This window comes from Burkholderia guangdongensis, from assembly GCF_013403875.1.
In the GTDB taxonomy this organism is placed as follows: domain Bacteria; phylum Pseudomonadota; class Gammaproteobacteria; order Burkholderiales; family Burkholderiaceae; genus Burkholderia; species Burkholderia guangdongensis.
On record NZ_JACBNX010000004.1, the window covers coordinates 57667 to 70849 of the forward strand.

Annotated in this window: 11 protein-coding genes; 5 read left to right on the plus strand and 6 right to left on the minus strand. The window is 67.4% G+C overall.

Going from position 1 to position 13183, the window contains the following annotated elements; all coding sequences use genetic code 11:
- Positions 1-80 precede the first annotated feature (80 nt).
- Complete coding sequence (locus tag HZI36_RS05130) at positions 81-284, minus strand: cold-shock protein (protein WP_004196460.1); 204 nt, start codon at positions 282-284, stop codon at positions 81-83.
- Positions 285-817: 533 nt separating this feature from the next.
- On the opposite strand from HZI36_RS05130, the gene clpS reads away from it, so the two are divergent.
- Together clpS and clpA are read left to right on the plus strand one after the other, a co-directional pair.
- Positions 818-1132: an ATP-dependent Clp protease adapter ClpS gene (gene clpS, locus HZI36_RS05135; RefSeq protein ID WP_179401554.1), complete on the plus strand. Its 315-nt coding sequence runs from the start codon at positions 818-820 to the stop codon at positions 1130-1132.
- A complete protein-coding gene (gene clpA / locus HZI36_RS05140) occupies positions 1129-3429 on the plus strand; it encodes an ATP-dependent Clp protease ATP-binding subunit ClpA (protein WP_179401555.1) in 2301 nt (766 codons plus the stop codon). Before clpS ends, clpA begins: the two co-directional genes overlap by 4 nt.
- A 102-nt stretch (positions 3430-3531) precedes the next feature.
- On the opposite strand, the gene dut is transcribed toward clpA, so the two are convergent.
- The 5 genes from dut to HZI36_RS05165 all read right to left on the minus strand — a co-directional run bounded on the left by dut (position 3532) and on the right by HZI36_RS05165 (position 9752).
- Positions 3532-3978, minus strand: a complete 447-nt coding sequence (dut, locus tag HZI36_RS05145; RefSeq protein ID WP_179401556.1) for a dUTP diphosphatase — start codon at positions 3976-3978, stop codon at positions 3532-3534.
- A gap of 14 nt (positions 3979-3992) precedes the next feature.
- Complete coding sequence (coaBC, locus tag HZI36_RS05150; RefSeq protein WP_179401557.1) at positions 3993-5204, minus strand: bifunctional phosphopantothenoylcysteine decarboxylase/phosphopantothenate--cysteine ligase CoaBC; 1212 nt, start codon at positions 5202-5204, stop codon at positions 3993-3995.
- Between the two features lie 74 nt (positions 5205-5278).
- Complete coding sequence (gene lspA, locus HZI36_RS05155; protein WP_179401558.1) at positions 5279-5794, minus strand: signal peptidase II; 516 nt, start codon at positions 5792-5794, stop codon at positions 5279-5281.
- Positions 5795-8632, minus strand: a complete 2838-nt coding sequence (gene ileS, locus HZI36_RS05160) for an isoleucine--tRNA ligase (RefSeq protein ID WP_179401559.1) — start codon at positions 8630-8632, stop codon at positions 5795-5797.
- Positions 8633-8765: 133 nt separating this feature from the next.
- The gene (locus tag HZI36_RS05165; protein WP_179401560.1) at positions 8766-9752 is read right to left on the minus strand and encodes a bifunctional riboflavin kinase/FAD synthetase; all 987 of its coding nucleotides are present in this window, start codon (positions 9750-9752) and stop codon (positions 8766-8768) included.
- Between the two features lie 123 nt (positions 9753-9875).
- Between HZI36_RS05165 and purN the strand changes: the two genes are divergently transcribed.
- The 3 genes from purN to HZI36_RS05180 are packed head-to-tail and all read left to right on the plus strand — an operon-like array spanning position 9876 to position 13162.
- The gene (gene purN, locus HZI36_RS05170) at positions 9876-10538 is read left to right on the plus strand and encodes a phosphoribosylglycinamide formyltransferase (protein WP_179401561.1); all 663 of its coding nucleotides are present in this window, start codon (positions 9876-9878) and stop codon (positions 10536-10538) included.
- Complete coding sequence (locus HZI36_RS05175) at positions 10535-11797, plus strand: RsmB/NOP family class I SAM-dependent RNA methyltransferase (RefSeq protein ID WP_179401562.1); 1263 nt, start codon at positions 10535-10537, stop codon at positions 11795-11797. Before purN ends, HZI36_RS05175 begins: the two co-directional genes overlap by 4 nt.
- A gap of 18 nt (positions 11798-11815) precedes the next feature.
- A complete protein-coding gene (locus HZI36_RS05180; RefSeq protein ID WP_179401563.1) occupies positions 11816-13162 on the plus strand; it encodes a mechanosensitive ion channel family protein in 1347 nt (448 codons plus the stop codon).
- Positions 13163-13183 lie beyond the last annotated feature (21 nt).

Sequence of the window (13183 nt, forward strand, 5' to 3'; positions counted from 1 at the left end):
AGACGGCGGCACAAAAGACGGCGGCACAAAAAAAGAAACCCGGCGCTTCGCCGGGTTTCCTCACTCGAAATCCGATGCCCTCAGGCGGCCTGGATGTTCGACGCTTGTTTGCCCTTCGGGCCTTGGACGACCTCGAAGCTCACTTTCTGGCCTTCCTTCAGGGTTTTGAAGCCCTGCATGTTGATGGCCGAGAAGTGTGCGAACAGATCCTCACCGCCCTCGTCGGGGGTGATGAAACCGAAGCCCTTCGCGTCGTTGAACCACTTGACAATACCTGTTGCCATACCTACTTCCCCTGTCACACAGTCGCTACTTACCACGAGCACGCTCGAAAAGCTAAACGACCGGAAAATACAGCCGTTCCCCCCTCACAAGCTCACCACGGCCCCTTTTTATTTGCCTTTACGGCAAATTGAAAAAAGTGCCAGCTTGATTGTTGGCGCTCTTTATTTGAGTGTCAAGAAAATTTTTGGGCGTATCGGAGGGCGTTGTAAAGAACCCATTTTCAGGGTTTTTCCGGCTTTGCTTTGCGTGGCCGTCACAAGCGCGACGTCTTGAAAAGAAGCATAATCGACGCACATACCAGGCTCGAGTGACACGCGTTCGAGCGATCCCGGCTTGTGGGATACTGGATGCGATCGCGGCGAAACGAATCGGTTCTCGCCGCGCGCGCCAAGCGTGAAAGCCGGCACCGCAGCCGGCTTTCGCATGGCGCGAAAACGCGCAAGCGTGATTCCGGGAAGCCGGGGAGGGCGCCGGCCGGTCGGTCGGGTTATGACAGGATTGCGGGCCTGTCCGAGTTGTTTAGAATGGGTGTATGGCGATTATCCCGGACAAGCAGGACAGCACCGTCCTGGAACGCAAGCAGCAGAAGCTGAAGCCGCCTTCGATGTACAAGGTGGTGCTGCTCAACGACGACTTCACGCCGATGGAGTTCGTCGTGATGGTCGTGCAGGAGTATTTCAAGAAGGATCGCGAAACGGCCACGCAGATCATGCTGAAGGTGCATCGCGAAGGGCGAGGGGTATGTGGGGTCTTCACGCGGGACATCGCGTCGACCAAAGTTGAGCAAGTCGTTACCCATGCGCGGCAGGCAGGGCATCCGCTGCAGTGCGTGATGGAGGAAGCATGATTGCCCAGGAATTGGAAGTCAGCCTGCACATGGCGTTCATGGAGGCACGTCAGGCGCGCCATGAGTTCATTACGGTAGAGCATCTGTTGCTGGCGCTGCTCGACAATCCGACGGCGGCCGAGGTGTTGCGCGCGTGCGCGGCGAACATCGAGGACCTGCGTCAGAACCTGCGCAATTTCATCCACGACAACACGCCCACCGTTCCGGGCACCGACGACGTCGACACGCAGCCGACGCTCGGTTTCCAGCGCGTGATCCAGCGCGCGATCATGCATGTGCAGTCGACGTCGAACGGCAAGAAGGAAGTGACCGGCGCGAACGTGCTCGTCGCGATCTTCGGCGAGAAGGATTCGCACGCGGTCTACTACCTGCAGCAGCAGGGCGTGACGCGTCTCGACGTCGTCAACTTCATTTCCCACGGCATCGCGAAGACGAGCAGCGGCGAGACCGCGAAGGCGGCCGACGCGAACGCCGAGGGCGAGGACGCGAACGCGCAGAAGGAAACGCCGCTCGCGCAGTTCACGCAGAACCTGAACCAGATGGCGAAGGACGGCCGCATCGATCCGCTGATCGGCCGCGAGTCCGAAGTCGAGCGCGTCGTGCAGGTGCTGTGCCGCCGCCGCAAGAACAATCCGCTGCTCGTCGGCGAGGCCGGCGTCGGCAAGACGGCGATCGCCGAAGGCCTCGCGTATCGCATCACGCGCGGCGAAGTGCCGGACATCCTCGCGAACGCGCAGGTCTACTCGCTCGACATGGGCGCGCTGCTCGCCGGCACCAAGTATCGCGGCGATTTCGAGCAGCGCCTGAAGACCGTGCTGAAGGAGCTGAAGGAGCGTCCGCACGCGATCCTGTTCATCGACGAGATCCACACGCTGATCGGCGCGGGCGCCGCGTCGGGCGGCACGCTCGATGCGTCGAACCTGCTGAAGCCGGCGCTGTCGTCGGGCACGCTGAAGTGCATTGGCGCGACGACGTTCACCGAATATCGCGGGATCTTCGAGAAGGATGCGGCACTTTCGCGTCGTTTCCAGAAAGTCGACGTGACCGAGCCGACCGTCGAGCAGACCATCGCGATCCTGCGCGGCCTGAAGTCGCGCTTCGAGGAGCATCACGGCGTCAAGTATTCGTCGGGTGCGCTGTCGGCGGCGGCCGAACTGTCGGCGCGCTTCATCACCGACCGTCATCTGCCGGACAAGGCGATCGACGTGATCGACGAGGCCGGCGCCGCGCAGCGGATCCTGCCGAAGTCGAAGCAGAAGAAGACGATCGGCAAGAGCGAGATCGAGGAAATCATCTCGAAGATCGCGCGCGTGCCCCCGCAGAGCGTGTCGCAGGACGACCGCAGCAAGCTGCAGACGCTCGATCGCGATCTGAAGAGCGTCGTGTTCGGCCAGGATCCGGCGATCGACGCGCTCGCGGCGTCGATCAAGATGGCGCGCGCCGGGCTCGGCAAGACCGACAGGCCGATCGGCTCGTTCCTGTTCTCGGGCCCGACCGGCGTCGGCAAGACCGAAGTCGCGCGCCAGCTCGCGTTCACGCTCGGCATCGAGCTGATCCGCTTCGACATGTCCGAATACATGGAGCGCCATGCGGTGAGCCGGCTGATCGGCGCGCCGCCGGGCTATGTCGGGTTCGATCAGGGCGGCCTGCTGACCGAAGCCGTCACGAAGAAGCCGCATTGCGTGCTGCTGCTCGACGAGATCGAGAAGGCGCATCCGGATATCTACAACGTGCTGCTGCAGGTGATGGATCACGGCACGCTGACGGACAATAACGGCCGCAAGGCGGACTTCCGCAACGTGATCATCATCATGACGACGAACGCGGGTGCGGAGTCGATGCAGAAGTCGACGATCGGCTTCACGACGCGCCGCGAGACCGGCGACGAGATGGCCGACATCAAGCGGCTGTTCACGCCCGAGTTCCGCAACCGGCTCGATGCGACGATCAGCTTCCGCGCGCTCGATGAGGAAATCATCATGCGCGTGGTCGACAAGTTCCTGATCCAGCTCGAAGACCAGTTGCACGAGAAGAAGGTCGACGCGTTGTTCACCGACGCGCTGCGCAAGCATCTCGCGAAGCACGGCTTCGATCCGCTGATGGGCGCGCGCCCGATGCAGCGGCTGATCCAGGATACGATCCGCCGCGCGCTCGCCGACGAACTGCTGTTCGGCAAGCTCTTGAACGGCGGCCACGTGACGGTCGATGTCGACGAGAACGACAAGATCCAGCTGTCGTTCGACAAGCTGGCGAATCCGCCGCACAAGCCGAACGAGGAAACGGTCGAAGTCGAATGAGCCGGCGGGTCCGGCGGCTCACCGAACGGCGCGGGAAGTTTCCCGCGCCGTTTTCATTTTCGGGCGACGGCGGCGCGCCGCCGTCTGGTCAGTGACGCCCGGTCAGTGGCGCCCGGTGCTGCCGAAGCCGCCTTCGCCGCGCTCGCTCGCGCCGAATTCGTCGACGATGTTGAACCGCGCCTGCACGACCGGCACGATCACGAGCTGCGCGAGGCGCTCGAACGGGTTCAGCGTGAACGTCGTCTGGCCGCGGTTCCACGTCGAAATCATCAGCTCGCCCTGGTAGTCGGAGTCGATCAGCCCGACCAGGTTGCCCAGCACGACGCCGTGCTTGTGGCCGAGCCCCGAGCGCGGCAGGATCAGCGCCGCGTAGCCCGGGTCGGCGACGTGGATCGCGAGGCCGGTCGGCACGAGTACCGTCGCGCCCGGCTCGAGCGTGATCGGCGCGTCGATGCACGCGCGCAGGTCGAGGCCGGCGCTGCCGGGCGTCGCGTACTTCGGCAGGTAGTCGCGCATCCGCGCGTCGAGAATCTTCAGGTCGAGGTTCATGCGGCAGTATGAGGTCAGATGAGGCGGGTGTCCGGCACGCGCTTCGCGATCTCGTCGATCAGCGTGTGCGCGAGCAGATCCTTGTTCGCGCGCGGCAGGCGCGTGATGCCGGACGCTTCGAACAGCACGACTTCGTTGTCGTCGCGGCCGAACGTCTGCGGGCCGAGGTTGCCGACGAGCAGCGGCACGTTCTTGCGGCGGCGCTTCTCGTCGCCGTGCACGTCGAGATCGCCGCTCTCGGCCGCGAACCCGACGCAGTACGGCGGATGCGGCAGCGCCGCGACCGTCGCGAGAATGTCCGGATTCTCGACGAACGCGAGCGTCGGCATCTTGCGGTCGGCGGTCTTCTTGATCTTGTGCTCGGCCGGCTGCGCGGCGCGCCAGTCGGCGACCGCCGCGACCGCGATGAAGATGTCCGCGTCCGGCACCGCGTGCATCACCGCGTCGTGCATCTGCTGCGCGGTCTGCACGTCCTCGCGGTACACGCCCCACGGCGTCGCCAACGCGACCGGGCCCGCGACGAGGTGCACGTCGGCGCCCGCCTGCTGCGCGGCGCGCGCGAGCGCGAAGCCCATCTTGCCGCTCGAGCGGTTCGTGATCCCGCGCACCGGGTCGAGCGGTTCGAACGTCGGGCCGGCCGTGATCAGCACGCGGCGGTGCACGAGCCGCTTCGGCTGGAAATGCGACACGATCGCTTCATAGATTGCTTCCGGTTCGAGCATCCGGCCGTCGCCGACCTCGCCGCATGCCTGCGCGCCGGAATCGGGGCCGAGCACCGCGACGCCGTCCGCGCGCAGTTGCGCGACGTTGCGCTGCGTCGCCGGGTTCTGCCACATCTGGCGGTTCATCGCGGGCACGACGAGCAGCGGGCAGTCGCGCGCGACGCACAGCGTCGACAGCAGATCGTCCGCGAACCCGTGCGCGAGCTTCGCGAGGAAGTCGGTCGACGCGGGCGCGATCACGATCGCGTCGGCTTCGCGCGACAGGTCGATGTGCGCCATGTTGTTGTCGATGCGTGCGTCCCACTGGCTCGTGTAGACGGGCCGGCCGGACAGCGCCTGCATCGTGACGGGCGTGATGAACTGCGTGGCCGCTTCGGTCATCGCGACCTGCACGGTCGCGCCGGCTTTCGTCAGCAGGCGCGTGAGCTCGGCGATCTTGTAGCAGGCGATGCCGCCCGTCAGGCCGAGAACCAGATGCTTTCCTGCGAGTTCTGCGTGTGCCAACTCATGTCTCCGTTGGGGGCGAGCGCGTCGGCCGGCGCGCGGGCGCCGGCCGACGACGCAGAGTATGCGCTGCTTTAGCGCGCGCCGCGCACGCGACGCAGCTCGTCGTAGATCAGCAGCACCGCGCCGACCGTGATCGCCGAGTCGGCGAGATTGAACGCGGGCCAGTGCCACGCGCCGACGTGGAAGTCGAGAAAGTCGATCACGTGGCCGTACATCACCCGGTCGATCACGTTGCCGAGCGCGCCGCCGAGGATCAGCGCGAGCGCCAGGCTGAACAGGCGCTGATGGCCGTGGCGCTTCAGCAGCGCGCAGATCACGAGCGTCGCGACGATGCCGAGCGCGGTGAACGCCCAGCGCTGCCAGCCGCTCGCGGTCGACAGGAAGCCGAACGCGGCGCCGCGGTTGTACACGAGCACGAGGCTGAAGAACGACGTGAGCGCGTGCTGCGCGCCGTATGCGAACGTCTTCACGATCGCGATCTTCGACAGCTGATCGAACAGGATCACGATCAGCGACACGCCGAGCCACGGCACGAGCGCGCCGCCCGTTGTGGAATTGCCGCGCGATTTCGTCATCGTTTTCGCCATTTACGCTGCGCTCCGGATTTCGCCGTTGTCGAACAGGTTCGAGAAGCAGCGGCCGCAGAGCGTCGGATGCTCGGCGTGCGTGCCGACGTCCGCGCGATAGTGCCAGCAGCGCTCGCATTTCTGGTACGCCGATGCCGCGACGTCGACGCTTTCGTCCGCGACGTCGTCGACCTTCTCGACCGTCGCGGCCGACGTGATCAGCACGAACTTCAGGTCGTCGCCGAGGCTCGCGAGCGCGTCGTAGCGCGCGTCGCTCGCGCGCACGGTCACTTCGGCCTGCAGCGACGAGCCGATCCGGTTCGCGGTGCGCGCTTCCTCGAGCGCCTTCATGATGTCGCCGCGCACCGCGCGCAGCACGGCCCACTTGGCCGTCAGCTCGGCGGCGCCGGCGATCTCCGGATACGCGTAATACGTTTCGGTGAAGATCGTGTCGCTCGCCGGCTGGAACACCTTCCACGCTTCCTCGGCCGTGAACGACAGGAACGGCGCGAGCACGCGCAGCAGGCCCTGCGTCAGGTGATGGAGCGCCGTCTGCGCGGAGCGGCGGGCCTTCGAATCCGGCGCGCTCGTGTACAGGCGGTCCTTCAGCACGTCGAGGTAGAAGCCGCCGAGATCTTCCGAGCAGTACGTCTGCAGCTTCGCGACGACCGGGTGGAACTCGTACTTCTCGTAGTGCGCGAGCAGCTCGGTCTGCAGCTGCGCGGAGAACGCGACCGCGTAGCGGTCGATCTCGAGCCATTCCTCGGCCGGCACCGCGTGCTTCGCATAGTCGAAGTCCGACAGGTTCGCGAGCAGGAAGCGCAGCGTGTTGCGGATCCGGCGATAGCCTTCGGTCACGCGCTTCAGGATCTCCTCGGAGATCGCGAGCTCGCCCGAGTAGTCGGTCGACGCGATCCACAGGCGGATGATCTCCGCGCCGAGGCGGTTCGCGACCTCGTGCGGATCGACGCCGTTGCCGAGCGACTTGCTCATCTTGCGGCCTTCGCCGTCGACGGTGAAGCCGTGCGTGAGCAGGCCCTTGTACGGCGCGCGGCCGTCGAGCATCGACGCGGTCAGCAGCGACGAGTGGAACCAGCCGCGGTGCTGGTCCGAGCCTTCGAGATACAGGTCGGCCGGGAACTGCAGATCGTGCGCGTGCGAGCGGCGCAGCACGTGCCAGTGCGTGGTGCCCGAGTCGAACCACACGTCGAGCGTGTCGCGGTTCTTTTCGTACATGTTCGCGTCATCGCCGATCAGCTCGCGCGCATCGAGCGTCTGCCATGCCTCGATGCCGGCCGCTTCGACGCGCTTCGCGACGGCCTCGAGCAGCTCGAGCGTGCGCGGATGCAGCTCGCCCGTTTCCTTGTGCACGAAGAACGCCATCGGCACGCCCCACTGGCGCTGACGCGACAGCGTCCAGTCCGGGCGGTTCGCGATCATGCTGTAGAGGCGCTGCTGGCCCCACGACGGATAGAACGCGGTCGCGTCGACTGCCGCGAGCGCGGTTTCGCGCAGCGTGCCGGCGCCGTCGTTCGGTTTCACGTCCATCCCGGCGAACCACTGCGACGTCGCGCGGTAGATGATCGGCGTCTTGTGGCGCCAGCAGTGCATGTAGCTGTGCGTGTACTTCTCGTTGCGCAGCAGCGTGCCGGCCGCGTTCAGCGCGTCGACGACCTTCGGGTTCGCATCCCAGATCGTGAGGCCGCCGAACAGCGGCAGCGACTCGATGTAGCGGCCGTCGCCCATCACCGGGTTGATGATGTCGGAATCCGTCATCCCGTGCGCCTTGCACGACTGGAAATCCTCGACGCCGTACGCGGGCGACGAGTGCACGACGCCGGTGCCGGTGTCGGTCGTCACGTAGTCGCCGAGGTAGACGGGCGCGGTGCGCTTGTAGCCCGGATGCGCGGCCGCGAGCGGGTGATGGAAGCGCAGGTTCGCGAGCTTCTCGCCGCGCGTCGTCGCGACGATCGTGCCGGTCAGCTTGAACTCCTGCATGCACGCGGCGACGCGCTCTTCCGCGATGATCAGCAGCCCGCGTTCGGTGTCGACGAGCGCATAGACGATCTCGGGATGCAGGTTCAGCGCCTGGTTCGCGGGAATCGTCCACGGCGTCGTGGTCCAGATCACGATCCCGCCCTCCGTGCGCGGCAGCGCGGCGAGGCCGAACGCCTTCGCGGTTCGGTCGGGCTCGGCGAACGGGAACATCACGTCGATCGTCGGGTCGGTGCGGTCCTTGTACTCGACCTCGGCTTCCGCGAGCGCGGAGCCGCAGTCGAAGCACCAGTTCACCGGCTTGAGCCCGCGATACACGTAGCCCTTCTCGATGATCTTGCCGAGCGCGCGGATTTCCTCGGCCTCGTTGACGAAGTTCATCGTCTTGTACGGATTGCCCCAGTCGCCGAGCACGCCGAGCCGCTTGAAGCCGGCCTTCTGCTTCTCGATCTGCTCGCTCGCGTACGTGCGCGCCTTGCTCATCACCTCGGCCGCGGGCAGCGACTTGCCGAACTGCTTCTCGATCTGGATCTCGATCGGCATGCCGTGGCAGTCCCAGCCGGGCACGTACGGCGCGTCGAAGCCGGCCATGTTGCGCGACTTCACGACCATGTCCTTCAGAATCTTGTTGACCGCGTGGCCGAGGTGGATGTCGCCGTTCGCGTACGGCGGGCCGTCGTGCAGGATGAACTTCGGCCGGCCCTTGCTGGCCGCGCGGATCTTCTCGTAGATCCCGCGCTCCTCCCACTCCCTGACCCACTGCGGCTCGCGCTTCGGCAGGTCGCCGCGCATCGGGAACGGCGTGTCGAGCAGGTTGACCGGATACTTCGCCTGCGGTTTCGAATCGGCTTTCTTGTTGCTCATGGTGAGATCGCTATCTGAATCGAGGGACGCTCGTGCGTCGTGAATCGGGGGCGTTGACGCGCGCGCTCGCGCGTCATGGCGTCATGGCGTCATGCGGCGTCGGCGGCGCCGTGCGCCGTCGTCCGGCGGAGAATCAGCTAATTCGGTCGGTTGCCGACGTCGAGAAGCCGGTCGCGCAACTGCCCGGCGCGTGTTCCGCGAAATACGCGCGTGCGTTCGCGACGTCCTGCGCGATCGCGCGCGACAGCGCCTCGAGATCGTCGAACTTCGCCTCGTCGCGCAGCTTCTTCAGGAATTCGACGCGCACGAGCTTGCCGTACGCGTCGCCGTGCCAGTCGAGCAGGTGGACTTCGAGCAGCACGCGGCCCGAATCGACGACGGTCGGGCGCAGCCCGAGGCTCGCGACGCCGGGCAGCGGCGTGTCGCCGAGCCCGTGCACCTGGACGACGAGGATCCCGGCGAGGGCCGGCCGCTTGTGCGCGATCGGCAGGTTCAGCGTCGGGAAGCCGAGGTCGCGGCCGAGCTTCAGCCCGTGCGTCACGTGGCCGCTGATCGCGTAGCCGTGGCCGAGCGCCTGCGCGGCCGTGGCGAGATCGCCGGCCGCGAGCGCGGCGCGCACGCCGGAGCTCGAGATCCGCTGGCCGCCCGGATCGACGATCGTGCCCATCTGCTCGACGTCGAAGCCGTGCCGCTCGCCCGCCGCGCGCAGCGACTCGAACGTGCCCGCGCGCTTCGCGCCGTAGCGGAAATCGTCGCCGACCATCATCCAGCGCGTGTGCAGCCCGCCGACGAGCGTATGCTCGACGAACGTCTCGGGCGACTGGCTCGCGAACGAGTGATTGAAGTGCTCGACGACGACGCGGTCGACGCCGTGGTCGCGCAACGCTTCGAGCTTGTCGCGCAGCATCGCGATCCGCGGGGGGGCAGCGGCCGGATTGAAGAACTCGCGCGGATGGGGCTCGAAGGTCATCACGCAGACCGGCAGCCCGCGCGCGTCCGCTGCCGCGCGCACGCGCGCGAGCAGGGCCTGGTGGCCGCGATGGACACCGTCGAAGTTGCCGATCGTCAGCGCGCAGGGCGCGCGGCTTTCGGCGTTGGGCAGGCCGCGGAAGACTTTCACGATAGTGAGTGGCAGCGTCGGGGAACGGGCAGGGGATCCCGCAAAGCAGAAGATTATAAACGTTCGGGCGGACGGGCGGCTCGGCGCGCCGGAAACCGCATGGCCGAATGGTAAAATCCGCGGATGAAAAATCTCGTCATCCTGATCTCCGGTCGCGGCAGCAACATGGAGGCCATCGTCCGCGCGTGCGCGGACGAAGCGTGGCCCGCCCGCATCGCCGCCGTGATCGCCAACCGGCCCGACGCGGCCGGTCTCGCATTTGCCGCGTCGCGCGGCATCCCGACCGCGGTCGTCGACCACCGCGCGTTCGACGGCCGCGACAGCTTCGACACCGCGCTCGCGGCCGAGATCGACCGCTTCGGCGCCGATCTCGTGATCCTCGCGGGCTTCATGCGCATCCTGACGCCGGCCTTCGTCCAGCGCTACGAGGGCCGGATGCTGAACGTCCACCCGTCGCTGCTGCCGAGCTTCAAGGGCGTGCACACGCACCAGCAGGCGCTCGACGCGGGCGTCGCGCTGCACGGCGCGAGCGTGCATTTCGTGATTCCCGAGCTCGACAGCGGCGCGATCGTCGCGCAGGGCGCGGTGCCGGTGCGCGCCGGCGACGACGCCGACGCGCTCGCGAAAAGGGTGCTCGCGGTCGAGCACGTGCTGTATCCGCGCGCGGTGCGCTGGTTCGTCGACGGCAAGCTGCGCCTCGACGGGAGCCGCGCGGTGGTCGCGCCGGACGAGAACCGCTGGATCTTCGCGGACGATACGAACGTAAAAACGAGCGAGAACGTATGAAACTGCACGGTTTCCTGATCGGCCAGACCGAGACGCTGCTGGCCGAGGTGCTGAAATTCGCGGGCCCGGCCGACGCGACGACGAGCCGCTTCTTTCGCGCGCACCCGAAGCTCGGGCACGCGGAGCGCGGCGTGATCGCCGAGGCGGTGTTCGCGGTGCTGCGCCGCAAGATGGAGTATGGGCATCTCGCCGAGAGCGGCAGCGGCAGCCCGGCGCGGCGGCTCGCGCTGCTCGGGCTGATGCAGACGAACGGCCGCGGCGCGCTGCGGCCGTTCGTGTCGGAGGCCGAGCACGCGTGGCTCGAGCACGTGTCGAAGATCGATCCGGCGAGCCTGCCGCTGCGCGTGCGCACGAACCTGCCGGACTGGATCCACCAGGCGCTCGCGACGCGCTTCGACGCGGCCGAACTCGCGCAGCTCGCCGCCGCGCTGAATTATCCGGCGCCGCTCGACCTGCGCGCGAACGCGCAGAAGGCGACGCGCGACCAGGTGCTCGCCGCGCTGAAGGCGTCCGGCATCGAGGCGGGCGCGACGCCGTTCGCGCCGTACGGCGTGCGCGTCGTCGGCAAGCCCGCGCTGACGAAGCTCGCGCTGTTCACGGACGGAATGATCGAGGTGCAGGACGAGGGCAGCCAGCTGCTCTGTTCGCTGGTCGCGCCGAAGCGCGGCGAGATGGTCGTCGATTTCTGCGCGGGCGCCGGCGGCAAGACGCTCGCGCTCGGCGCGGCGATGCGCTCGACCGGGCGCCTGTACGCGTTCGACGTGTCCGAGAAGCGGCTCGCGAAGCTGAAGCCGCGGCTCGCGAGAAGCGGGCTGTCGAACGTGAACCCGGTGCTGATCGACAGCGAGCACGACGCGAAGATCAAGCGGCTCGCGGGCAAGATCGACCGCGTGCTCGTCGACGCGCCGTGCAGCGGCCTCGGCACGCTGCGCCGCAATCCGGACCTGAAGTGGCGCCAGTCGCCCGCGTCGATCGACGAGCTGCGGCCGAAGCAGGCGTCGATCCTCGCGAGCGCCGCACGCCTCGTGAAGCCGGGCGGCCGGCTCGTCTACGCGACCTGCAGCGTGCTCGACGCCGAGAACGAGCAGATCGTCGCGCAGTTCGTCGCCGATCACCCGGAATTCGTGCTCGTGCCCGCGCAGCAGGTGCTCGCCGACCAGCGGATCACGCTCGAAACCGGCGATTACCTGTCGCTGTGGCCGCACCGCCATGCGACCGACGGCTTCTTCGCGGCGGTGCTCGAGCGGCGCGCGCGCTGACGGCGACGATTTCGTCCGATGATAGACGGTCGGCTGTTCGCGCGCCGTGTCGCGGCGGTGATCCAGGATTTCAACGAGCCCGCGACGGTCTGGCAGCTCGGCGTGCTCGCCGGCGCGCTCGGCCTCGCGTGGGTCGTTGCGCGCTTTTTGCGCGGCCGCCTCGACGCGCGGCGCCGCGCGGCCGGGCGCCGGCCGGGTGCCGGCGCGCGGAGCCTGAACCGCGCGATCTTCCCGCTGATCGGCGGCGTGTTCGTGTCGATCGCGCAGGCCGCGCTCGACGGCGTGATGCCGACGGCGGTGCTGTCGCTCGCGCTCGTGCCGCTCGTCGGCATCGGCCTCATCTACATCCTGTTCTTCGTCGCGCGCCGCGTGTTCGCGCGCGACGGCAGCACGTACGCGTGGCTGTCGATCGTCGAGAAGATCGTGTCGGTCGTGATCTGGGCCGGGATGGCGTTCACGGTGCTCGGCATCCAGCGCGACGTGCTGCAGTGGCTCGACAGCGTGCAGTTCCGCGTCGCGAACGCGCACCTGACGCTGCTGTCGGTGCTGTCGGGCGCGCTGTGGATCTGCGTGACGCTGATCGTCGCGATGTGGCTCGGCTCGATGCTCGAGGATCGCCTCGCGCGCGCGAGCACGCTCGACGCGAACCTGAAGGTCGTGCTGTCGCGGATCGGCCGCGCGCTGCTCGTCGTCGCGGCGGTGCTGATCGGGCTGTCGCTCGTCGGCATCGACGTGACGGTGCTCGGCGTGTTCGGCGGCGCGCTCGGCGTCGGGCTCGGCTTCGGGCTGCAGAAGATCGCGAGCAACTACGTGTCCGGCTTCATCATCCTGCTCGACCGGTCGCTGCGGCTCGGCGACGCGATCAGCGTCGGCGGGCTGAACGGCATCGTCACGCAGATCCGCACGCGCTACACGGTCGTGCGCGGCCTCGACGGCAACGAGACGCTGATCCCGAACGAGAAGCTGATCACCGACGTCGTGCAGAACCAGTCGTCGTACCAGACGCGCGGCTACGCGAAGCTCGCGGTGCAGGTCGCGTACACGAGCGACGTCGAGGCGGCGCTCGCGTTGCTCGCCGACGCGGCGAAAGGCGTGCCGCGCGTGCTGGGCGAGCCGGCGCCGACGCCGTATCTGGCGGGCTTCGGCGCGGACGGCATCAATCTCGAGCTCGGCTTCTGGATCGAGGACGCCGCGAAGGGCACGTCGGGCGTGCGCTCGACGGTGAACCGGAACATCTGGCGCCTTTTTTCGGAGCACGGGATCTCGATTCCGTTCCCGCAGCGCGAGGTGCGCGTCGTCGGGCTGCCGGACGGCTTCGCGGGCCGCGCGCAGGCGGACGGCGACGCGGATCGCGTACACGAGTAAGGTAGCCAAAAGCGCGGCCAA